We start from the raw sequence: 23266 nt of genomic DNA, 5'->3' as shown, positions 1-23266 counted from the left end.
GGTTATTCAGGCTGCCAAGCGTCATAATCCCGCCATTCGGCAGGTTTTTCCCGACGCAAAGAACCAACAGGATAATGCGCTTTGTCAGTGCCCGTCAGGTTTGGCAAATGCGGTTTTTCCCATTTTTTATGTTCCAATGGCGCATTTGTTGGTGGTTCGTCCCAGGTGAAATGCAACCACCCGTGCCAATCCGGCGGGACAACACTGGCCTCGGGGATGTCGCTGTAATAGACCCAGCGGCGCTTATCGTCCTTGGTCCGGTAATAGATATTGCCCATATCGTCTTCGCCCACTTTGATGCCATTGCGCCAAGTGAAAATTTGGGTGCCCAGCGTCTGGCCGTGGTACCAAGTCAGCATTCGAAGAATAAAGCGTATCATTACGCCCCCTAATATCCATGTGGTCGTTGTCTATTGATATGGACCAATCGGGCGCCAAGGTCCAGACCTGCCGGTGTATTTAGGCACTTTCCGGCAGACGGGCTGTGACTTCGATCTCGATTTTCATTGCAGGGTCGATCAACCCGGCCTCGATCATCGTCGCGGCGGGCGGGTTTTCGCCAAAGGCATCGCGTAACAGGGGCCAACAGGCCTGAAATTCATCGCGATCCGGCAGGATGTAATGTACCCGCACAACATCGGCAAATGTCGCACCCGCCTGTTTTAATGCTTTACGAATATGGCCCAAGGCCAGTTCGCATTGCTCAACCACGTTTTCGGGGGTGGTCATGGTGGCGTGATCATTGCCGACAGTGCCGGAAACATGCACCCAGCCATCAGCCACCACCGCGCGGCAGTAACCAACCTTGGATTCATAGGCAGAGCCGGAAGAAATACGCTTGATCGGCATATCAGCTGGCGTTGGCTTCTTCTTTTTCCTTGGGCTCGGAATAAATCAGCAGCGGGTTGGCGTCCGAGGTCACAGCCTCTTCATTCACCACAACCTCGTCCACATTTTCCAGCCCAGGCAGGTCGAACATGGTATCCAGCAGGATATCCTCCATGATCGAGCGCAAGCCACGCGCGCCGGTTTTTCGTTCGATCGCGCGTTTGGCGATGGCTTTCAGAGCGTCTTCGGTGAAAGTCAGCTTGGCCTCTTCCAGTTCGAACAGGCGCTGGTATTGTTTGACCAGTGCGTTTTTCGGCTGGGTCAGGATGGTGACAAGTGCATCTTCGTCCAAATCGGTCAGGGTAGCGATGACCGGCAGACGGCCGACAAATTCCGGGATCAGGCCGAATTTCAACAGATCTTCAGGCTCCAGATCGGTCAACATTTCACCGATACCGCGTTCTTCGTCATCCTGAACATCGGCACCAAACCCGATGGCCGAGCCTTTGCCACGCTGCGAGATGATTTTTTCAAGACCCGAAAACGCCCCGCCACAGATGAACAGGATATTTGTGGTGTCCACTTGCAGGAATTCCTGCTGCGGATGCTTGCGCCCGCCTTGCGGGGGTACCGAGGCAACCGTGCCTTCCATGATTTTCAGCAGCGCCTGCTGCACACCCTCGCCCGACACATCGCGGGTGATCGAGGGGTTGTCGGATTTGCGGGTGATTTTATCAACCTCGTCAATATAGACGATACCGCGCTGGGCGCGCTCAACATTGTATTCACTGGCCTGAAGCAGCTTAAGGATGATGTTTTCCACGTCTTCGCCCACATAACCGGCTTCGGTCAGGGTGGTGGCATCTGCCATAGTGAACGGCACATCCAGAATCCGCGCCAGCGTCTGGGCCAGCAGGGTTTTACCGCAACCGGTGGGACCAATCAGCATGATATTGGATTTTGCCAACTCGATCTCGCCGGATTTGCCGCCTTGGTTCAGGCGTTTGTAATGGTTGTGCACAGCCACCGACAGAACCCGCTTGGCGTGGAACTGGCCAATCACATAATCATCCAGCACATCGCAGATATCTTTTGGCGTCGGCACGCCCTCGGACGACTTCAAGCCGGCGGATTTGGTTTCCTCGCGGATGATATCCATGCACAGTTCGACGCATTCATCGCAGATGAAAACGGTTGGGCCCGCAATCAGTTTACGCACCTCGTGTTGGCTTTTGCCGCAGAACGAGCAGTAAAGCGTGTTCTTGCTGTCGTTGCCTGAATTGTTCGCCATTAGTGCACCTCTGTGGCTCGTAACCTGTGTTTCAACGCGAACCCGCAAAGGCCGCAGCGAATGCCCCTCGTCTCCAGCTTAGGGCAGCGCGATTTTGTCTTCAACGTGAAAATACCGATTTGCGTCAGACAGATCAGCTTTTCTCGTCGTCACCTGCGGGGCGATTCTCGACGATTTCGTCGATCAGGCCCCAATCTTTGGCTTCTTGGGCATCCATGAAATTGTCACGTTCCAGTGCGTCGACCACATCTTTCATCTTCTGGCCGGTATGGCTGACGTAGATCTGGTTCAGCCGGTCCTTCAGTTTCTGGGTTTCTTGCGCGTGGATCATGATGTCCGTCGCCTGCCCCTGATACCCACCCGATGGCTGATGCACCATGATCCGGCTGTTGGGCAGCGAGAAACGCATCCCCTTGGCACCTGCGGTCAGCAGCAACGACCCCATGCTGGCGGCCTGCCCGATGACCAGCGTCGAAACCTTGGGTTTGATGTATTGCATGGTGTCGTAAATCGACAGCCCCGATGTGACCACCCCACCGGGCGAATTAATATACATCGAGATTTCTTTTTTCGGGTTCTCGGCCTCGAGGTGCAAAAGCTGCGCCACGATAAGGCTGGACATGCCGTCATGGATCGGACCAGTGATGAAAATGATCCGTTCTTTCAGAAGGCGCGAGAAAATATCATAAGCACGTTCGCCATGGGCGGTTTGTTCCACCACCATCGGCACAAGGTTGTTCATATAGTGTTCATACGGGTCGTTCATGGTCACCTGCCTGCTGCTGGCGCGAATATTGCGCGCGTTACCTTCCCCAAGTCTTAGTTGTGCGTTCGAACCCCTGCAAGGGGGGTGCGCGCTGTTTTCGCACAAATGGGTTGAAGGATTGGTTACCGGAACGCAGAAATGGCAATATTATTCCGATATTCAGCCTGTTTTCCCGGATTGGGACCGCCTAACTTGCCCACCGTTTCAAAACACTGCCTGACAAGCCTGTCCAAGTTTATCGACAATTTCGTCAATATGATTGTCCTGCAATATGAACGGCGGGGCCAATAGAACATGATCCCCCCGAACCCCGTCAATCGTTCCTCCCATTGGGTAACAGGCCAATCCCGCGGAAAAAGCGGCCTTCTTCACAGCTTTGTTCACTCCGCGTTCAGGATCAAACGGTGCTTTTGTCTCGCGGTTCTGAACGATTTCCAGCCCGACAAACAGCCCACGTCCACGAATATCCCCGATATACGGATGCTGGCCGAATTCCGCAGCCAGCTGTTTTTTCAACCGTGCCCCCATGATGCGCGATTGTTCGACCAACCTGCCACCGACCAGTTTATTGACAACTGCATTCGCCGCCGCACAGGCGACGGGGTGGCCGATATATGTGTGTCCGTGCTGAAAAAACCCGCTGCCGGTTTCAATCGCGGCGTATATTTCACCACTGCATAACATCGCCCCTATCGGCTGATAGCCAGCCCCCAGACCTTTGGCGATGGTTATGATATCGGGGCGCACCCCATCCTGTTCACAGGCAAACAATGTGCCGCAACGCCCCATGCCACACATAACCTCGTCCAGAATCAGTAAAATGCCGGGGTCATGCCTAGCTGAGTGACAATAAATTGTCATAAGGCTATGAAAAGGCATGAAGAATAGATACGCACACGGTTCCCGCGTTTCAGAGAAGAAAATCCGCGAGATTGTTCGGTATTTTGCCGCTGATCTGACGGCCACCCAGGCTACCCAGCTCTCGGGTCTCAACCGCAATACCGTCAATCGGTTTTACCGCGCTTTGCGCGAGCGTATCCTTTTGGCCTGCGAGGCACAGCGTCCGATGTTCGGCATCATAGAAGTGGACGAAAGCTTCTTTGGCGCGCGACGTGTGAAAGGCAAGCGCGGACGCGGGGCTTATGGGAAGACGACCGTGTTTGGCGTCTTCGAGCGTGACGGAAAGGTCTACACCGAGATCGTACCGGACTGCTCAAAGCCAACCCTGCAAGGGATTATCCGCGGTCGGGTTGATCCGGCATCCGTGATCAACACAGACGGCTGGCGCGGCTATAACGGTTTGGTGGATTTGGGATACGGGCACTTCCGTGTCGACCATTCCAAGGATGAATTCGCGCGTGGCCGCTTGCACATCAACGGCATCGAAGGCTTCTGGGGATTGGCCAAACTACGCCTTGCCAAGTTCAAGGGCCTTCCCAAACACACCTTCCATTTGCATCTCAAGGAAACAGAATGGCGCTATAATCATCGCAACTTGAACAAGTACAAGATACTGCTAAGCTACCTCAGAGAAAACCCGCTCAGCTAGGCATGACCCAAATGCCGTAGCGATCGCAAATCTGGCGGATACGTTTGAAATATCCCTCGACAGCGGGCACCGCCCCCAGTGTCGCGCCAACAACAGGCTCGGCCACAAAGGCCGCAACACTATCCGGCCCCAGCCGTAGTATTTCGGTTTCAAGCGCATCCGCGACCCGCTGACCGTACTCAAAGCTGCTTTCCCCCGTTTCGCGCCCGCGATATTCATAACACGGCGGGATATGGGAAGTTTCGATCATCAAAGGCGCAAACGGGCGTTTGCGCCACTGGTTCCCGCCAGTCGCCAGCGCGCCCAGCGTATTGCCATGATAGCTCTGCTCGCGAGCGATAATGCGGTGGCGCTCAGGCTCGCCTTTTTCGATATAATACTGACGAGCCAGTTTTAACGCAGCCTCTATCGCTTCGGACCCGCCTGAAACGAAATATACCCGTTCAATCCCTTCGGGGGCCCCAGCAATCAGCCTGTCTGCCAGTTCCTCGGCTGGCTCCGACGTAAAAAAACTGGTATGCGCATAGGCAACCTGATCCAACTGCGCCTTGATTGCGGCCACAACATCCGCATCGCTATGCCCCAGACAGGAAACTGCCGCCCCGCCCGAACCATCAAGATACCGTTTGCCACTGCGATCAATCAGATAAACCCCGTCACCCTGCATCACGACCGGCGGGGAAACCTGACAGTGGCGCGGAAATATATGTGACATGGTTTACCTCTTTGAAATTCGGGGTGGATTGCACCCCCTTAGAATGAACCGTCATAAGCAGATTTATCAATCGGACAGGCAAGGACAGTGAAGGTGTTTCGACTCCAGGCATCGGCAAGGGCAGATAGCAGATCATCCTTGCTTTGAATCACTTCGCCAATGCCCCCGTAGGCTTGCGCAATCACAGGAATGTCGGATCCTGCAAAGCGCACACCATGGGCATTCAACTGCATCGCCGTCTGCTTCTTTTCGATCAGCGCAAGGCTGTTATCAACCGGCACCACAATCACCATCGGCACCTGCATTTCGCGCAGGGTTGCCAGATCACCAGCCACCATATCAAAGCCCGCATCCCCCACCACGGCCAAAACCGGCGTATCGGGGGCCGCGCGTTTATAGCCGATAGCCAGCGGCACAGCGACGCCCATCGAGCAAAAGGCAGCCGATTGCAGCAGTGTTTCAGGGTGATCGCAACGCCATATTTGGTTCAGCAGGATGCGATGGGCACCGGTATCAACCGTGGTAATAGCATCCTGTGGCAAGGCCGCATTCAATGTGGCGAACAGTTGGTGTGGTCCCCACTCATCAGGTATGGCAAAAGCGCGGGCCAGTTCGGCCTTGGCAACGGCGGGTTCACCATCCGGCCAGACGGGATCATTCGGTGCACATAAAGCGGCCAGTGCCTTGCCAACATCCCCGACAAACCGCACGGCCGCCCTGTGCATCCCGTGCTCATTGGCGGCGTGCATGATTTCGATGGCGTTTTCCGGTTGCCATGGATTAATCCAGTCGCTGCGCATCTCGATCGGATCATAGCCCGCAAGGATCACGCAATCGGATTTTGCCAGCAGTGGAAGGATGGTTTTGTCAGACAGCGGCGAAAGCCCGTGCCCGCCCAGAGCCATCGGATGATCTTCAGGAAGTATTCCTTTGGCTTTATAGGTGGTTATAACTGGGACCTGATGTTTTTCGGCCAGTTCCAGAATAGCCGGCGTTGCCGCATGATGAACCGCGCCTATCCCTGCCAGAACAATGGGTTTTTCGGCCTTTGCAAACATGTCACGGGCCTGTTGCAGCGTTTTGCTGCCGTCAGCCCAGTTTCCTGCCTCGGCCAGCTTGGGCGCGGCAGGGGTGCGATCGGGTTCCTGCCAATGCGCCGCATCCAGATATTCGTCGGGTAATTCCAGCAACACCGGCCCGGGCGGATCAGACAGAGCAATCGACAAGGCCTTATCCACCATCACCGCCGCCGTCCCCTGATCCACCCGCAAAGTGGCCTTGGTAATGGATGAAAACAGCGCCACATGATCAATTACCTGATGGGTGAACTGCGCCGCCATCGTATGCGAGATACACCCCGTCAACACGATCAGCGGCACTTGTTCCTGATAGGCATTGGCCACGGTGTTCACCGCATTCGACACCCCCGGCCCGATGGTGGCCAACAAGATGCCCGGTGCCCCGGTAGCGTGCCAACTGCCCTCGGCCATATAGCCGCCCGCGTTTTCATGTTTTACCAGTGTGAATTCGATCCCCGCCACCCGCAGCGCATCCAGCAGGGCCAGAACCTCGCCCCCCGGCATACCAAAGGCGTGGCGGCACCCCGCCCCCGCCAAACCATTGGCGATGATCTGTGCTGCGTTCATTTTGCCAGTCGCGAATAACCGTCGCGCGTTTGCGGGGTTTTCATATCAAGCGCCCGTCCCGCAATCAGGTTACGCAGCATCTGCGCCGTGCCACCACCGATGGTAAACATGCGCGCGTCACGCACCATGCGTTCCAGCGGCAAATCACGCGAATACCCCGCCGCCCCATGCAGTTGCAGTGCATCATTCGTGACCTTCACCGCCGTTTCCGAAGCCAGCAATTTGGCCTGCGCCGCCAGCAGCGGGTCGGGAAAACCGTTGCCGCTGCAGGCCGCGCGCCACAGCATCAGCCGTGCGGATTCCAGTGCCACGTCCATATCGGCAATCATCCATTGCAACCCCTGAAACTCGGCAATTGGACGGCCAAACTGCTCGCGCGTTTTCAAATAATCCTTTGCAGTTTCATAAGCCCCTGCCGCCACGCCCAGCGCAACAGTGCCCGCCCCGACCCGCTGGGCGTTGTAGGCATCCATCAACCCGCCAAACCCGCGCCGCAGCCCTTGCGGCGGGATCAGCGCCATATCGGCGGAAATCTCCATATTCTCGAATATGATTTCCGTTTCAGGGATTCCGCGCAGGCCCATTGCCGGTTCGCGATGGCCGATTCTCATGCCTTCGTCCTCGCCTCGCACGGCAATGAAAGCACCGATGCCCTGCCGTTCACTATTTTCGACAACCTGTGCAAAGACCAGATGCACCCGCGAAACCCCGCCGCCGGTGATCCAGTGCTTCACCCCGTTCAGGATGTATTTGTCCTTTTTCTTGACCGCGACGGTTGTCATGCTGGTGGCTGCCGACCCTGCGCCGGGTTCCGTGATGCAGATCGCAGGCTTATCCCCCGCCAGAACCAGTGGTGCGACGCGATCAATCTGCTTTTTGCTGCCATAAGCGCAAATCGCCCCGATTGCGCCCATATTGCCTTCGACCACGATCCGGCCTGTTACACCGCAAGCCTTGGCCATTTCCTCGACCACCAGAACGGCGTCCAGATAGGATGCCCCGGCCCCGCCATGTTTCTTGGGAATACACATGCCCATCAAGCCGGCCTCAACCAGCAACTGCACATTTTCCCAAGGGTATTCCTCGGTGCGGTCTACGTCTGCGGCGCGGGATTTAATGACCCCCTGAGCCAATTCCCGCACAGTATTGCGGATCAGGTGTTGTTCAGGCGTTAAATCAAACATTACTCTTCCTTCAACCATTCAGATAAAACTTCGTCGGTATGTTCCCCGCAAATCGGCGGGTATTGTCGGTAACTAACAGGCGTGGCGCTGAATTTCACCGGATTTCCGATCAAATCGACATGGCCCTTGGCGGCCAACGGATGTGGCATGGAAATCTTCATCTCGCGTGCGGCAACCTGATCGGTTTCGAATACTTCGGGAACGGTGTTAATCTCGCCGCCCGGCACGTTGTTGGCCTCCATCGCAGCGACCAGCGCGCCCTTTTCCATCTGTTTAAGGCGCGCCGACAACAGCGCAATCAGCACCTCGCGGTTCTCCAGGCGGGCGGTGTTCAGGGTAAAGCGTTCGTCCTTGGCCAGTTCGGGCATGCCGATCAGGGCGGCGAAACGGGCAAACTGGCCATCATTACCCGCCGCCACGATCACATGGCCATCGGCACATTCAAACACCTGATAGGGCACGATGTTGGGGTGCTGGTTGCCACGCCGTTTGGGGGCCTGACCCGAGGCCAGATAATTCACACCCTCATTCGCCAGCCAGGCAATCTGCGTATCCACCAGTGCGATGTCGATATGCTGGCCTTCGCCTGTCGCATCACGATGGCGCAAAGCGGCCAGAATGGCATTGCTGGCATACATGCCGCACATGATGTCGGCGATACCAACGCCCACCTTGACCGGCTCGCCATCCGGTTCCCCCGTCAGGCTCATCATCCCGCCATAGCCCTGCGCCAACAGATCATACCCCGGTTTATCGCGGTTCGGGCCGGTCTGGCCAAAGCCCGAGATCGAACAGTAAACCAGCGCCGGATTGCGGGTTTTCAACGCCTCATAATCCAGCCCGTATTTCACCAACCCGTCCACTTTGAAATTCTGGATCACCACATCGGCCTTTTCCGCCAGACGACGCAGTGTTTCGGCCCCTTCCGGATCGGCCATATCCACAGCTATGGAACGCTTGTTGCGATTGGTGCACATATAATACGCGCTTTCGCGAGTGGCCTCGCCATCGGCCGTGGTCACATAGGGCGGCCCCCATGCGCGGGTGTCATCGCCCACCACGGGGCGTTCAACCTTGATTACATCAGCCCCCATATCGCCCAGCAACTGTGTTGCATAGGGTCCCGCAAGAATACGCGACATGTCTAGAATGCGCAGCCCCTTTAGCGGGCCGGTATTATCAACCATTCCCTGAAAATCCTTTTGTCCTGCGAGTCGCCTATCCGGACTTTATGCCCGCTTTAGGCCACTGGGCAATCCTGAACCGCATTATCGCCTAAAGCTTTGGCAAAAACGACCCCTCCAGATCGGAAATGAACCGGTGAACGGTGGCAATCGCGGGGGTCACGCGCAGATCCTGCCGGTGTAACAAAAACCATTTTCGGGCAATCGGCAGACCAGCGGATTCAATCGTCGCCAAACGACCCGTGCGCAATTCTTCGGTCACAGTATGCTGCGAGATCAGCGCCACCCCCAGCCCCGCAATCACCGCCTGTTTGATGGTTTCATTGGTGCCCATTTCAATGCTGCGGTAAGGCGTGCCTTCGCCAATGCGGTCCAGATAGCGGATCATCATGATCCGTGTGCCCGACCCTTCCTCGCGGGCAATAAACGTCTGCGCCAGCAATTCCTGCGCGGTAATATCCTTTCGTCCGGCCAGCGGGTGTTCAGGCGCGGCAATCATCACATGCGGATGGTCCCCGATCACCACGGTTTCCATGATCGGACTGCGTGGCGGACGCCCCATGATGACCAGATCAAGCGCCTGTTGTTGCAACGCCCGCATGATCGCGTCGCGGTTCCCGACCCGCAGCACCACGTCAATATCTGGGTAATGCTGCTGTAACATCGCCACCAGACCCGGAGCAAAATATTTACCGGTGGAAACCACCCCCAACACCACAACCCCGCTTTGCCCGTCCCGCAGCGCCCGCACTTGTTGCAGGCAATTTTCCAAGGCACTGTGAACGGTGAATTCCGCCCTTAGCACCGCCTGCCCTTCCGCCGTTAGTCGCGCCCCTTGCGCCCCGCCCCGATCCACCAGCTTACAGCCCAGATTCTCTTCTAATATCCGCAATTGCGTGTGGATCGCAGGCGGTGTAAGCCCCACAGCTTCGGCCGCAGCCGACAAAGTTCCGTTTTCAGCCACAGCGCGAATGGCGCGTAACTGTTTGAAAGTAACTGCATCCAGCTTCGGCATTAAATTTTCCTTAACGCAACTTCTATTCTTTTAAATTCTATAATCATTCAAACTATGGAATGCTAATAAAAATACCGAAACTGCACCAGAATCGGGGGGATTATTATGCAGTCGGACGAAAATATCATCGGAAACGAAAAAATCCCGGCGGATTTATATCCTCTGATCAACGGTCTTTGCACTGTTGGTGCGGATTTGGCCAAAACCATCGCCCGTGGCCCTTTGGGGCAAACATTGGGCGGTGCAGTTGGCGAAAACAGCGATGGCGACCAGCAAAAAGCGCTGGACGTGATGGCAGACGAAGCATTCGCCGAGGCGCTGAAATCGCTGGGCGTGCGCTGGTACGCCTCGGAAGAACAGGAAGAAGTGGTCGAACTGGACCCAAAGGGGCGTTACGCACTGGCGATCGACCCGCTGGATGGATCGTCAAACATTGATGTGAATGTCTCGATCGGCACAATCTTTTCGATCTTCGAGGCCAACGAGGGCGCAAACGAAAGCTTCCTGCGTCCGGCAAGCGAACAGATTGCAGCCGGCTATATCATCTTTGGCCCGCAAACCGGCCTGATGGTAACCTTCGGCAACGGCACACTGTTCTATGTTCTTAGCCCGGATTCGGGCAAATTCGAACTGGCCAATGATCATGTGGTCGTGCCAAAGGAATCGACTGAATACGCGATCAATGCCTCGAATTATCGCCATTGGTCCAAACCCGTGCGCGCCTATATCGATGATTGCATCGCCGGTGCCGATGGTATCCACGAGCGCAATTTCAACATGCGCTGGGTGGCCTCCCTTGTGGCCGAAACCCATCGCATTCTAACCCGCGGTGGCATTTTCCTATACCCATCCGACGCACGCGACGGATATGGCAACGGCCGCCTGCGCATGGTTTACGAATGCGCACCAATGGCGTTTCTGGTGGAACAGGCCGAAGGCCACGCCACAAACGAACATGACCGCATCCTTGACCAAACCGCCAAAGAGCTGCACGCACGCACGCCTTTTGTGTTTGGCACACCGATGAAGGTCGATCGTCTCGCTTCATACCACGACCTACCCGAAAAAGAAGTCTCAGCCCTTTTTGGCCAGCGCGGCCTGTTTCGTGATTAAGGAAACCATGACATGAGCAAGAAACATCCCATCATCTCGGTCACCGGCTCTTCTGGCGCTGGCACCTCGACCGTCAAAGACACTTTCGAGCAGATTTTCCGCCGTGAAGGCGTGACCGCCGCCACCATCGAGGGCGATGCGTTCCACAAATATGACCGTGCGGCGATGAAAGAGCAGCTGGACCAGCATTATGCCAAAGGTGACCACACCTTCAGCCACTTCAGCTATGAGGCCAACGCGCTGGAAGAACTGGAAGCGGTGTTCAAAGCCTATGGCGAAACCGGCACCGGCAAGAAACGCTATTATGTGCATAACGACGAAGAAGGCGCGGCACTGGGCGCGGCTTCGGGCACGTTTACCGACTGGGAAGACATCGAGCCGGGCACAGACCTGCTGTTTTACGAGGGCCTGCATGGTGCCGTGAAAAACGACAAGATCAACCTGCCGAAATACGCCGATCTGAAAATCGGAGTTGTGCCGGTGGTAAACCTTGAGTGGATCCAGAAAATCCACCGCGACAAGCACCAGCGCGGCTACACAACCGAGGCCGTAACCGACGTAATCCTGCGCCGCATGCACGCCTATGTGCATTGCATCATGCCGCAATTCACCGAAACCGACATCAATTTCCAGCGCGTGCCGATTGTGGATACATCAAACCCGATGATTGCCCGCTGGATTCCCACGGCTGACGAAAGCCTTGTCGTAATCCGGTTCAAAGACCCGCGTGGCATTGATTTTCCATATCTGCAATCCATGATCCACGACAGTTTCATGAGCCGTGCAAATTCCATTGTGGTGCCCGGCGGCAAGATGGAGCTGGCAATGCAGCTGATCTTTACCCCGCTGGTGGAACGGCTGATTTCCGAATCCAAGCGCGCATAAGGAGGCCTGAAAATGACCAACGAAACCCAAATGGCCAACGCCATCCGTGCCCTTGCAATGGACGCCGTTCAGGCCGCCAATTCCGGCCACCCCGGCGCCCCCATGGGGCTGGCCGATGTGGCCACCGTTTTGTTCAACCGTTTCATGAAGATCGACCCCACCGCCGATAAATGGGCCGACCGCGACCGTTTTGTGATGTCGGCGGGGCATGGCTCGATGCTGGTTTATGCCATCAACCACCTGCTGGGTTATGACGACATGGACATGAACCAGATCTGCAATTTCCGCCAGATGGGGTTCCGCACCGCCGGCCATCCCGAATATGGTCACGCCAAGGGGATCGAAACCACCACCGGCCCGCTGGGTCAGGGTATTTCCACCGCTGTCGGCATGGCGCTGGCCGAACGGATGCAGAATGCGCGCTTTGGCGATGATCTGGTCGATCACTATACCTATGTGATCGCCGGTGACGGCTGTCTGATGGAAGGGATCAGCCACGAAGCCATTGATTTTGCTGGAAACATGGGTCTTGGCCGCCTGATTTTGATGTGGGATGACAATTCGATCACCATTGATGGCAAAACCGACCTGTCCACCAGCACCGATCAGCAAAAACGGTTCGAGGCCGCAGGCTGGCATGTCCAGTCGGTTGACGGCCACGACAAAGACGCCATTGCAGCCGCGATTGAAGCGGCCCGCAAGGCCAGTGACAAGCCATCCATGATCGCCTGCAAAACGATTATCGGATTTGGCGCACCCAACAAACAAGGCACATCCGCCACTCATGGTGCACCTCTGGGGGATGACGAAATCGCCTTGACGCGTGAGGCCCTTGGCTGGCCTCACGCCCCCTTTGAAATCCCGTCCGACGTCTATGACGACTGGCACGCCATCGCCGCCCGCGGCAAGGCGGCGCGACTGGACTGGGATAAACGTCTGTCGGCCTCGGGCCGTGCAGACGAATTCAACGCCACGCTGAAAGGGCCGGACAAAGCGGCGCTGGATGCGGCGATCAACGCCTATAAACACCGCCTGTCGCAAGACGCGCCAAAGGTTGCGACCCGCAAGGCCAGCCAGATGGCGCTGGAAGTGATCAACGCCACCCTGCCCAACACTGTCGGCGGCTCGGCCGATCTGACCGGCTCGAACCTGACCAAAACCGACGGGATGGAGCCGGTCTCCAAAGGCAACTACGGCGGCAGCTACATCTATTACGGCGTGCGCGAACATGGCATGGCGGCAGCGATGAACGGTTTGTCGCTGCATGGGGGCTTTTTGCCCTACGGCGGCACCTTTCTGGCCTTTGCCGATTATTGCCGTGGTTCCATCCGCCTGTCGGCCCTGATGGGTCTGCCGGTGCCATATGTGATGACCCATGACAGCATTGGCCTTGGCGAAGACGGCCCGACGCACCAGCCGGTGGAAACCGTCGCGTCCTTGCGCGCCATGCCCAACACCTATGTGTTCCGCCCCGCCGATGTGGTGGAAACCGCCGAAAGCTGGCAGATCGCGATTGAAAGCGAAAGCACACCGTCGGTGCTGGCCCTGTCGCGTCAAGGCCTGCCCTGCCTGCGCACCAACCACACCGACACCAATATGGTTGCAAAAGGTGCCTACGTTCTGCGCGACACCGCAGGCGAACGGGATGTGACTCTGATTGCCACCGGTTCCGAAGTGGAAATCGCGATGAATGCCGCCGATCAACTGGCCGCCGACGGCATCAAGGCCACCGTGGTCTCGGCCCCCTGTTTCGAGCTGTTCGCAGAGCAGGACGCGGCTTACCGCGCATCCGTTCTGGGCACCGCCCCGCGCGTTGGAGTCGAAGCGGCGATCGAGCAAAGCTGGGGCAAGCTGCTGGGCGATAATTCCGCCTTTGTCGGCATGACCGGTTTCGGGGCCTCGGCCCCAGCGGATGAACTTTATGAACATTTCGGCATCACGGCTGACGCCGTGGCAAAAGCCGCCAAAAACCTGCTTTAAGGGAGAGACAACATGACTGTAAAAGTAGCCATCAACGGCTTTGGCCGCATCGGCCGCAACATCCTGCGCGCCATCATCGAATCCGGCCGCACAGATATCGAAGTGGTCGCCATCAACGATCTGGGTCCGGTGGAAACCAACGCCCACCTGCTGCGGTTTGACAGCGTGCATGGCCGTTTCCCTGCCACCGTAACAACGGGTGATGACTGGATTGATGTTGGCCGCGGCAAAATCCGCGTCACCGCCATCCGCAACCCCGAAGACCTGCCGTGGAACGATGTTGACATCGCGATGGAGTGCACCGGCATATTCACCGCCAAGGACAAGGCCGAACTGCTGCTGAAAAGCGGTGCCAGCCGTGTTCTGATATCGGCCCCCGGTGCAAATGCCGATAAAACAATCGTTTACGGCGTGAACCACAATGTGCTGACCAAGGACGACATCATCGTGTCCAACGCGTCCTGCACCACCAACTGCCTGTCACCCGTGGCACAAACCCTGCACAATGCCATCGGCATTAACCACGGTTTCATGACCACGATCCACAGCTATACGGGTGATCAGCCCACGCTGGATACGATGCACAAAGACCTGTATCGCGCCCGCGCCGCTGCCATCAGCATGATCCCGACATCAACCGGTGCCGCCAAGGCCGTCGGTCTGGTTCTGCCCGAAATGGCCGGCAAGCTGGACGGCGTAGCCATCCGCGTGCCCACCCCGAATGTCTCGGTCGTGGATCTGACATTCGAGGCCAGCCGCGACACCACAATCGAGGAAGTGAACGCCGCCATCAAAGCCGCCGCCGACGGCCCGCTGAAGGGTGTGCTGGGCTATACCGAGGTGCCAAATGTGTCGATCGATTTCAACCACAACCCGCACAGCTCGATCTTCCACATGGACCAGACCAAAGTCGTGTCCGGCAATATGGTGCGCATTCTGACATGGTATGACAACGAATGGGGTTTCTCCAACCGCATGGGCGACACCGCTGTTGCGATGGGGGCGCTGATCTAATGGGCATCCCCGCGATCACGGATATGGATGTTTCCGGCAAACGCCTGCTGGTGCGCGCCGATCTGAACGTGCCGTTCAATGATGACGGCACGGTTTCGGACGCCACCCGCATCACACGGTTTGCGGCAGGGATGAAACCTCTGCTGGCCAAAGGTGCACGCCTTGTCATCGTGACCCACCTTGGCCGCCCCAAAGGGCAGCGTAACCCCGATCTGTCCACCGAAAGCATCCGCGAAACTCTGGCCGATGCGTTGGGTGTGGATGTGTTTTTCACCGACGCTTGTGTTGGCCCGGAAGCTGAAGCTGCCGCAGCCGATCTGGGTGCGGGGCAGGCCCTGCTGTGCCAGAACGTCCGGTTCGAGCCGGGCGAAGAGGCCAACGATCCCGCATTGGCGGCGCAATTTGCCCGCCTCGGCGACATCTACATCAACGATGCCTTTTCCTGCGCCCACCGCGCCCACGCCTCGACCGCCGCGATTGCGGATCAGATGCCCGCAACCGCTGGCCCGCTGATGCTGGAAGAGGTGATGGCATTGACCAAAGCGCTGGAAGCCCCCAAACGCCCCAGCGTGGCAATTGTCGGCGGAGCCAAGGTTTCCAGCAAAATCGCTGTGCTGAAAAACCTTGTCGGCAAACTGGACGCCGTGATCATCGGTGGTGGCATGGCCAACACATTCCTGTTTGCCGATGGCGCACCGATGGGAAAATCCCTGCACGAGGCCGACCAGATTGAAACCGTCAAGGAAATCCGCGCGTTGGCGGCAAAATCGGGCTGCAAACTGTTACTACCTATCGATGTTGTCGTTTCGCGCGAATTCAAGGCCGGTGCCCGCAAGCAGATCGTCGCAAATGACGCCTGCCCCGAGGATGCAATGATATTGGACGCAGGCCCCGAAGCCCTGCGCGATTTCGAGGCCGAACTGGCCGGTGCCCAGACCATTCTGTGGAACGGCCCGCTTGGCGCCTTTGAAATCCCGCCGTTCGACCATTCGACCAAAATGCTGGCCCGCACCGCCGCCGAAATGACCCGCGCGGGTCTGGCCGTGTCCGTGGCCGGTGGCGGCGATACTGTTGCCGCCCTGAATGTCGCCGATGCGGCGGATGATTTTACCTATGTCTCCACCGCCGGTGGGGCCTTCCTGGAATGGCTCGAGGGCAAGGAACTGCCCGGTCTGGCCGCACTGACACGCGCTAAAGCAGCTTAATCAAAGGAAACGATCAATGGCACTTATCACACTTCGTCAACTGCTGGATCACGCCGCCGAAAATGACTATGGCGTCCCCGCATTCAACATCAACAATATGGAACAGGGGCTGGCCATCATGAAGGCCGCCGCCGCCTGTGACGCGCCGGTGATCCTGCAGGCCAGCCGCGGCGCGCGTTCTTATGCCGGCGACATCATGCTGCGTCATATGATCCAGGCGCTGTCGGAAATGTACCCCGATATCCCGATCTGTATGCACCAGGACCACGGCAACAACGAACAGACCTGTGCATCGGCCATCCGCTATGGCTTTACCTCGGTGATGATGGACGGCAGCCTTGAGGCCGACATGAAGACACCGGCGTCCTATGAATACAACGTCGACATCACCGAACGGGTTTCGCGCATGGCCCATTGGGTCGGTGCCTCGGTCGAGGGCGAGTTGGGCGTGCTGGGGTCACTGGAAACCGGCGAAGCGGCGGAAGAAGACGGCTCGGGCGCGGTTGGTAAACTGTCAATGGAGCAACTGCTGACCGATCCCGACGAAGCCGTTGATTTCGTCAAGAAAACCAAGGTGGATGCGCTGGCAATCGCCTGTGGCACCAGCCACGGTGCTTACAAGTTTTCCAGCAAACCCACCGGCGAAACACTGGCGATGAGCCAGATCGCTGCGATCCATGCCAAACTGCCTGATACCCATCTGGTGATGCACGGCTCGTCCTCGGTACCACAGTATCTGCAGGACTTGATCAACAAATACGGTGGCGAGATGCCGCAAACCTATGGCGTGCCGGTCGAAGAGATCGAAAAAGGCATCAAAATGGGCGTGCGCAAGGTGAACATCGACACCGACAACCGCATGGCCCTGACCGGCCAGTTCCGCAAGGTCGCAATGGAAGACCCGACCCAGTTCGACCCGCGCAAGTTCCTGATCCCCGCGATGGCGGAAATGGAGAAACTGGTAAAAGACCGTTTCGAGCGTTTCGGCACCGCCGGGCACGCCGCGCAAATCAAGGTCATCCCGATGGATGACATGGCCAAGCGTTACGCCGACGGCACGCTTGACCCGAAAACCGCTTAATCCGGCCCTAAAGGCCCCTAAAAAGGAGACCAGAAATGGACCAGTCAGACCGTTATGCAGACCTCTCGCTGAAAGAGGCAGACCTTATCGCCGGCAACAACCATGTGCTTGTAGCCTACATCATGAAACCGAAACCGGGTCACGGCAGCTATTTGGCCTCGGCCGCGCACTTTGCCGCTGAATCCTCGACCGGCACCAATGTAGAAGTGTCCACAACCGATGATTTCACCCGTGGCGTTGACGCGCTTGTGTATGAAATCGATGAAACCAAGGATCTGATGAAGATCGCTTATCCGGTGGCATTATTTGATCGCAATATCATCGACGGGCGCGCGATGCTGGCATCGTTTCTGACGTTGACCATCGGCAACAATCAGGGCATGGGTGATATTGAGCACGCCAAAATCCACGATTTTTATGTGCCACCATCCTATCTGAAACTCTTTGACGGCCCGTCGACCACGATCAAGGACATGTGGAATGTTCTGGGGCGCCCGCATGTGGATGGCGGATTTATCGTTGGCACCATCATCAAACCCAAACTGGGCCTACGCCCTGCCCCCTTTGCCAATGCCTGCTATGATTTCTGGCTGGGTGGCGATTTCATCAAAAACGATGAACCGCAGGGTAATCAGGTGTTCGCCCCCCTGAAAGAAACCATCACGCTGGTGGCTGACGCAATGAAACGCGCACAGGATGAAACCGGCGAGGCCAAATTGTTCTCGGCCAATATCACCGCCGATGACCACCATGAAATGGTGGCCCGTGGCGAGTTCATTCTGGAAGCCTTTGGCGAAAATGCCGATCACGTCGCCTTTCTGGTGGATGGCTATGTGGCAGGTCCCGCCGCCATCACCACGGCACGCCGCACCTTCCCTAAACAGTACTTGCACTATCATCGTGCCGGTCACGGGGCGATCACATCCCCCAGTGCGATGCGCGGTTACACATCTTTTGTTCTGTCCAAAATGGCCCGCCTGCAAGGGGCGTCCGGCATTCACACCGGCACCATGGGCTTTGGCAAAATGGAAGGCGAGGCCGCCGACAAGATGATGGCCTATATGATCACCGACGACAGTGCCGATGGTCCATACTTCCATCAGGAATGGCTGGGCATGAACCCGACCACACCGATTATTTCGGGCGGCATGAACGCGCTACGGATGCCTGGTTTCTTCAAAAACCTTGGCCACTCGAACCTGATCCTGACCGCCGGCGGTGGTGCGTTCGGGCACATTGATGGCCCATCCGAGGGCGCAATATCGCTTCGCCAGGCTGAACAATGCTGGAAAGAGGGTGCTGATCCGCTGGAATTTGCCAAAGAGCACAAGCAGTTCGCCCGCGCCTTCGAAAGCTTCCCCGGCGATGCGGATGCATTGTTCCCGAACTGGCGCGAAGCCTTGCGGATCAATTCGGCTGCATAACGCGGCAGATCACGCTAAGAACCAGTGGCGCGGAGAAGGATTCGCGCCACTTCAACCCACCAGATGCAGGGAATTTGCAGCATGACCTTTGACCGCTCCATCAAAATCGCCCCGTCGATCCTGTCGGCGGATTTCGCCAACTTCGGCCAGGAAATCCGCGCCATCGAGGATCAGGGCGCCGATTGGGTCCATGTCGATGTGATGGACGGCCATTTCGTGCCCAACCTGACCTTCGGCCCCCCTGCTGTGAGCGCTTTCCGCCCGCATGTGAAAACCTTCATGGATGTGCATCTGATGATCGCGCCGGTTGATCCCTATATCGAAGCCTATGCCAAAGCCGGCGCCGATATGATCACCGCCCATGTCGAGGCCGGCCCACATATCCATCGCTCCCTTCAGGCGATCAAGGCCCAAGGGGTGAAGGCCGGTGTCAGCCTGAATCCGGGCACACCGCTGTCCAGTATCGAATATTGCATGGACCTGCTGGATATGGTGTTGATCATGACGGTAAACCCCGGATTTGGCGGACAGAAATTCATTCACTCGGGCGTCGAGAAAACCCGTAAAGTGCGCGAAATGATCGGCGATCGCCCGATCCACATCCAGATTGACGGTGGTGTCACCCCTGAAACCGCACCTCTGGTTGCGGCCGCCGGTGCCGATGTTCTGGTTGCCGGCTCTGCCGTGTTCAACGGCGGCTCGGTCGATACCCCCGAGGTATACGGCAAAAACATCCGCGCCATCCGCGATGCGGCCTCGGCCGCACAATAACGCCCCAAAGGGCCGCGCGAACGCCCTTTGATGTCTACGGCCTGTCGGGATACACTCGGCAGGCCGTAACAACAAATCTGGAGATTTCATCATGGCTGTCACACCCCCCGTCTGCGATTTTGACTGGCAAGCGCCAGATTTCACCCTGCCCGCATCCGATGGCAAAACCTATTCGCTGTCTGATGTGAAAGGCGAAAACGGCACGCTGGTGATGTTCATCTGCAACCACTGCCCCTATGTGAAATCCATCATGGACAAGATCATCCGCGATGCCGTTGACCTGCAAAAACTGGGCATCGGTGTGGTGGCAATCAATTCGAATGATGCTACGGCCTACCCCGAGGACAGCTTCGAGAATATGCAGAAACTCGATCTACCCTTCCCCTATCTGCACGATGAATCCCAGGCCGTGGCCCGCGCCTACGATGCCGCCTGCACGCCTGATTTCTTTGGCTTCAACGCCGACATGGGCCTGCAATACCGTGGCCGTCTGGATTCATCCGGTCGCAACGCTGGGCCTGATGACCTGAAACGCGATCTGTACGAGGCGATGAAACAGGTCGCCGAAACTGGTCAAGGCCCACGCGAACAGATCCCCTCGATGGGTTGTTCGATCAAATGGAAAGACGCATGACACCCATTGTATTCGATCTGGACGGCACGCTGATCGACAGCGCGCCCGACCTGCACGCGGCCTGCTGCAAAATGCTGGCGGACGAGGGCGCCCCCGCCCCCAGCCTTGAAACCGTGATTGGCTATGTCGGCAACGGCGTGCCGCGTCTGGTGGAACTGGCGATGGCCGATAACGGCATTCCCGCCGATCAGCACGCCCGCCTGGTCAAGGCATATATGGACTATTACGATGCCGATCCGGCCACCCTGACTACAATTTACCCCAACCTTCTGCCCCTGCTGGACGCGTTAAAGGAAAAGGGCCACAAGCTGGCGGTCTGCACCAACAAACCCGAGGCCCCGGCCCGCGAAATCCTGCGCCTGTTGGAAATCGAACATTTCTTTGACGTGCTTGTTGGTGGCGACACCCTGCCGCAGAAAAAGCCCGATCCCGCACCACTGTTTCACACTCTGAAACTGCTTGGCGCTGATAGCTGCCTCTATGTCGGTGACAGCGAAGTCGACGCAAAAACCGCCGACCGGGCAGGGCAACCCATGGCGCTGTTCACCAAAGGCTACCGCAAGGTGCCCGTGGACGACCTGCCCCACGCCTTTGCCTTTGACGATTTCGCCACCCTTGGCCCCTATATCGACACCCTGTAAATGCCCCTGCAAGCCCTGATTTTCGACGTAGACGGCACCCTGGCCGAAACAGAAGAGGCGCATCGCGCTGCTTTCAACCGGACCTTTGATCAATGGGGGCTGGGCTGGCACTGGACGGTTGACGATTACCGCCAACTGCTGAAAACCACCGGCGGCAAGGAACGGATGCGTGCGTTTCAATCCACCCTGACCGCTGGGGACCGCCGCCTGACAGATGCGGAAATCGCCCGCGCCCACAAGGAAAAAACAGCCATCTACGGTGAAATCCTTGCCTCGGGGCAACTGTCCCTGCGCCCCGGCGTGGCCGAGCTGATCGAAGCGGCGCGCGTGCGTGGCCTGAAGGTCGCGGTTGCCACCACCACCAACACCCCCAATGTCGAGGCCCTGACCCGATGCTGCTGGGGCAAACCCGCGCTGAAGGTGTTCGACCACGTGGCCGCCGGTGACATGGTGGCCAACAAGAAACCCGCCCCCGACGTATTCCTGCTGGCGCTGGAACAACTGGGCCTGCCCGCCACCGATTGCATCGCCTTTGAAGACAGCCGCAACGGTGTCCTATCCGCCCTTGGTGCCGATCTGCGGGTGCTGGTCACACCTTCGGCCTATACTGATACAGATGATTTCTCCGATGCCGACCGGGTGATCCCCAGTCTGGAAAAACAGCATCTTCCGCGCGAATTGTCCTGATCTTCTTCTTGCCCCAAATACCTGCGCCGCAGGCATGGAACCTCTTTGGCACAGAAATCAGAATTCAATCCTGAACGCCGCCCCTTTTTCACTGTCCAGCACCGCAATCCCGGCCCCGCGCACCCCTAGCAAACTGCGCACAATCGCCAGCCCCATGCCTGTGCCGCCATCCTCGCGCCGGGTGGTAAAGAACGGCTCGAACAAACGCTTGCGGTTGCCCGCCGAAATCCCGCTGCCATTGTCACTGATCACCAGCGCCTCGGGTGTCGCCTCAAGCCACACCCGATCCGCCCCATGCGACACCGCATTGCCCAGCATCTGCCGCAGGATCACGGCCAACCCTTCGGACGGGATCGGCAAGGATACTTCGCCCCCCGTCACCTGCATCTTTAGCGCCGGATAATCACCCGTCAAATCGGCCAGCACCTGATCAAGCCTGCTTTCCCCCTGCCCCAGCGGCTCACGCGCCTTGGCCATCTGCCGCAGACCTTCCAGCAAATCCTGCATCCGGTCCGCCGATTGCCGCACGGTGCCCAGCAATTGCGCCCGCTGCTCCCCGGACAGCCCTTCGGCCTCGAGCAGTTCCGCCGCCCCGATCAGCGCTGTCAGCGGCGATTTCAATTCATGCGTCACATGGCTGGTATAGCTGCGCACCGTTTCCTGCCGGTTGTGCAGGCTATCGGCCATATCCAGCACGCTTTGCCCCAGTTCCTGCAGTTCCCGCGTGCCGTAACGGGATTGCGGGCTGAACCGCTCCACCTCGCCCGCCGCAAAGGCCTTGCTCTCCTCGGACAGTTTTTGAACGGGGCGCACAATCAGCCGCCACAGCAACCAGCCCAGAACAACGGTGATCAGCAACACGCCCGCCCCGACCAGCAACGCGGCATAGCGATACCGCATGTATCCCCACAGGAATTTCACAACCAGCAGCCCGGCCATCTGCGCCAGCAGCACAGCCGCCAATGTGCCGCCGATCACCAGCGCCAGCGTGGGGCGCCATTTGCGCCTTATCCGCGACATGGACCCATCCGCACCCCGATGCCATGCACCGTTTCCACCGCATCCGTGCAACCGGCCTCGGCCAGTTTGCGGCGCAGGTTGCGCAGGTGGCTGTCCACCGTGCGGTCCGACACCTGACTGTTGGCCCCATACATCGCGTCCGTCAGCGCCGGTCGCGCCGACACCTGTGCGGGATGCCGGATCAGATGCGCCAGCAACGCCATTTCCGAGGCCGTCAGTGCCACCGGAGCACCGCGAAACAGGCACAGATGCTGCGTGGTATCCAGTTGCAATTCGCCATGCGACAACTGCCCGCCGGTATCCGCCGCGCCGTTCACCCGCTTCAAAATCGCCTTGACCCGCGCCACCAACTCGCGCGGGGAGAAGGGCTTGGTGACGTAATCATCCGCCCCCATTTCAAACCCCAGTACGCGGTCCAGTTCCTCGTCCCGCGCGCTCAGGAAAAGCACCGGCACCTGCGATTGCGCGCGCAGGCGGCGGCAAACCTCGAACCCGTCCATTTCCGGCAGACCGATATCCAGCACCACCAGATCGGGCCGCGCACTGCCAACCAGCGCCAGCCCCGCCGCACCATCCCCGGCGGTCATGGTGGCATAACCCGCCTGCTCCAGCCCGATCTGCACCACCTCGCGG

At 57.9% G+C, this 23266-nt stretch carries 22 protein-coding genes and 2 pseudogenes; 12 read left to right on the top strand and 12 right to left on the bottom strand.

Features of this window, described 5'->3' with window-relative positions; all coding sequences use genetic code 11:
• Positions 1-2: 2 nt before the first annotated feature.
• The 5 genes and pseudogenes from ACQY4M_RS13165 to ACQY4M_RS13145 all read right to left on the bottom strand — a co-directional run.
• Positions 3-380, bottom strand: coding sequence for an NADH:ubiquinone oxidoreductase subunit NDUFA12 (locus ACQY4M_RS13165; RefSeq protein ID WP_428544866.1), 378 nt, complete (start codon positions 378-380; stop codon positions 3-5).
• A gap of 79 nt (positions 381-459) precedes the next feature.
• Positions 460-849 (bottom strand): RidA family protein, encoded by a 390-nt coding sequence (locus tag ACQY4M_RS13160; RefSeq protein ID WP_428544863.1) that lies wholly within the window; start codon positions 847-849, stop codon positions 460-462.
• Position 850: 1 nt separating this feature from the next.
• The gene (gene clpX / locus ACQY4M_RS13155) at positions 851-2119 is read right to left on the bottom strand and encodes an ATP-dependent Clp protease ATP-binding subunit ClpX (RefSeq protein ID WP_428544860.1); all 1269 of its coding nucleotides are present in this window, start codon (positions 2117-2119) and stop codon (positions 851-853) included.
• Positions 2120-2252: 133 nt separating this feature from the next.
• Positions 2253-2885, bottom strand: coding sequence for an ATP-dependent Clp protease proteolytic subunit (locus ACQY4M_RS13150; RefSeq protein WP_428544857.1), 633 nt, complete (start codon positions 2883-2885; stop codon positions 2253-2255).
• Positions 2886-3089: 204 nt separating this feature from the next.
• A pseudogene (locus tag ACQY4M_RS13145) lies at positions 3090-3710 on the bottom strand (aminotransferase class III-fold pyridoxal phosphate-dependent enzyme); the annotation flags it as partial.
• A 52-nt stretch (positions 3711-3762) separates the two neighbouring features.
• Between ACQY4M_RS13145 and ACQY4M_RS13140 the strand changes: the two are divergent.
• Positions 3763-4434 carry an IS1595 family transposase gene (locus tag ACQY4M_RS13140; protein WP_428544854.1) on the top strand — a complete coding sequence of 224 codons (672 nt, stop codon included), beginning with the start codon at positions 3763-3765 and terminating at the stop codon, positions 4432-4434.
• 10 nt (positions 4435-4444) lie between these two features.
• Here ACQY4M_RS13140 and ACQY4M_RS13135 read toward each other — a convergent pair.
• The 5 genes and pseudogenes from ACQY4M_RS13135 to cbbR form a co-directional block, all read right to left on the bottom strand.
• A pseudogene (locus ACQY4M_RS13135) lies at positions 4445-5149 on the bottom strand (aminotransferase class III-fold pyridoxal phosphate-dependent enzyme); the annotation flags it as partial.
• 38 nt (positions 5150-5187) lie between these two features.
• Complete coding sequence (locus tag ACQY4M_RS13130; RefSeq protein ID WP_428544851.1) at positions 5188-6795, bottom strand: thiamine pyrophosphate-binding protein; 1608 nt, start codon at positions 6793-6795, stop codon at positions 5188-5190.
• On the bottom strand, positions 6792-7979 hold the full coding sequence (acdA, locus tag ACQY4M_RS13125; RefSeq protein WP_428544848.1) for a 3-sulfinopropanoyl-CoA desulfinase: 1188 nt from the start codon (positions 7977-7979) through the stop codon (positions 6792-6794). The genes ACQY4M_RS13130 and acdA overlap by 4 nt, the downstream gene beginning before the upstream one ends.
• Positions 7979-9166: a CaiB/BaiF CoA transferase family protein gene (locus ACQY4M_RS13120; RefSeq protein WP_428544845.1), complete on the bottom strand. Its 1188-nt coding sequence runs from the start codon at positions 9164-9166 to the stop codon at positions 7979-7981. Before ACQY4M_RS13120 ends, acdA begins: the two co-directional genes overlap by 1 nt.
• Before the next feature lie 88 nt (positions 9167-9254).
• Positions 9255-10178: a LysR family regulator CbbR gene (cbbR, locus tag ACQY4M_RS13115; RefSeq protein WP_428544842.1), complete on the bottom strand. Its 924-nt coding sequence runs from the start codon at positions 10176-10178 to the stop codon at positions 9255-9257.
• Between the two features lie 105 nt (positions 10179-10283).
• On the opposite strand from cbbR, the gene ACQY4M_RS13110 reads away from it, so the two are divergent.
• The 11 genes from ACQY4M_RS13110 (at position 10284) to ACQY4M_RS13060 (ending at position 21613) form a co-directional block, all read left to right on the top strand.
• Positions 10284-11291, top strand: coding sequence for a class 1 fructose-bisphosphatase (locus tag ACQY4M_RS13110; protein ID WP_428544839.1), 1008 nt, complete (start codon positions 10284-10286; stop codon positions 11289-11291).
• 12 nt (positions 11292-11303) lie between these two features.
• Positions 11304-12176: a phosphoribulokinase gene (locus ACQY4M_RS13105; RefSeq protein WP_428544836.1), complete on the top strand. Its 873-nt coding sequence runs from the start codon at positions 11304-11306 to the stop codon at positions 12174-12176.
• Between the two features lie 12 nt (positions 12177-12188).
• Positions 12189-14156 carry a transketolase gene (gene tkt, locus ACQY4M_RS13100; protein ID WP_428544833.1) on the top strand — a complete coding sequence of 656 codons (1968 nt, stop codon included), beginning with the start codon at positions 12189-12191 and terminating at the stop codon, positions 14154-14156.
• 12 nt (positions 14157-14168) lie between these two features.
• Positions 14169-15170 (top strand): type I glyceraldehyde-3-phosphate dehydrogenase, encoded by a 1002-nt coding sequence (gene gap, locus ACQY4M_RS13095; protein ID WP_428544830.1) that lies wholly within the window; start codon positions 14169-14171, stop codon positions 15168-15170.
• Positions 15170-16375 (top strand): phosphoglycerate kinase, encoded by a 1206-nt coding sequence (locus tag ACQY4M_RS13090; protein ID WP_428544827.1) that lies wholly within the window; start codon positions 15170-15172, stop codon positions 16373-16375. The genes gap and ACQY4M_RS13090 overlap by 1 nt, the downstream gene beginning before the upstream one ends.
• Before the next feature lie 16 nt (positions 16376-16391).
• On the top strand, positions 16392-17456 hold the full coding sequence (gene fba, locus ACQY4M_RS13085; protein WP_428544824.1) for a class II fructose-bisphosphate aldolase: 1065 nt from the start codon (positions 16392-16394) through the stop codon (positions 17454-17456).
• Between the two features lie 35 nt (positions 17457-17491).
• Positions 17492-18880 (top strand): ribulose-bisphosphate carboxylase, encoded by a 1389-nt coding sequence (locus ACQY4M_RS13080; RefSeq protein WP_428544821.1) that lies wholly within the window; start codon positions 17492-17494, stop codon positions 18878-18880.
• An 81-nt stretch (positions 18881-18961) separates the two neighbouring features.
• Positions 18962-19651 (top strand): ribulose-phosphate 3-epimerase, encoded by a 690-nt coding sequence (gene rpe / locus ACQY4M_RS13075; RefSeq protein ID WP_428544818.1) that lies wholly within the window; start codon positions 18962-18964, stop codon positions 19649-19651.
• 91 nt (positions 19652-19742) lie between these two features.
• The gene (locus ACQY4M_RS13070) at positions 19743-20285 is read left to right on the top strand and encodes a thioredoxin family protein (protein WP_428544815.1); all 543 of its coding nucleotides are present in this window, start codon (positions 19743-19745) and stop codon (positions 20283-20285) included.
• On the top strand, positions 20282-20926 hold the full coding sequence (gene gph, locus ACQY4M_RS13065; RefSeq protein WP_428544812.1) for a phosphoglycolate phosphatase: 645 nt from the start codon (positions 20282-20284) through the stop codon (positions 20924-20926). The genes ACQY4M_RS13070 and gph overlap by 4 nt, the downstream gene beginning before the upstream one ends.
• Positions 20927-21613 carry an HAD-IA family hydrolase gene (locus ACQY4M_RS13060; RefSeq protein ID WP_428544809.1) on the top strand — a complete coding sequence of 229 codons (687 nt, stop codon included), beginning with the start codon at positions 20927-20929 and terminating at the stop codon, positions 21611-21613. It begins immediately after the preceding gene.
• A gap of 57 nt (positions 21614-21670) precedes the next feature.
• Here the strand turns inward: ACQY4M_RS13060 and ACQY4M_RS13055 are convergent, their stop codons facing one another.
• Both ACQY4M_RS13055 and ACQY4M_RS13050 read right to left on the bottom strand, forming a co-directional pair.
• On the bottom strand, positions 21671-22633 hold the full coding sequence (locus ACQY4M_RS13055; protein ID WP_428544806.1) for an ATP-binding protein: 963 nt from the start codon (positions 22631-22633) through the stop codon (positions 21671-21673).
• On the bottom strand, positions 22621-23259 hold the full coding sequence (locus ACQY4M_RS13050) for a response regulator transcription factor (protein WP_428544803.1): 639 nt from the start codon (positions 23257-23259) through the stop codon (positions 22621-22623). The genes ACQY4M_RS13055 and ACQY4M_RS13050 overlap by 13 nt, the downstream gene beginning before the upstream one ends.
• Positions 23260-23266 lie beyond the last annotated feature (7 nt).

Origin of the sequence: Profundibacter sp., from assembly GCF_965277155.1 — a bacterium.
In the GTDB taxonomy this organism is placed as follows: domain Bacteria; phylum Pseudomonadota; class Alphaproteobacteria; order Rhodobacterales; family Rhodobacteraceae; genus Profundibacter.
Note: the sequence above shows the minus strand (reverse complement) of the source record. Positions and strands in the feature narration are given on the sequence as shown.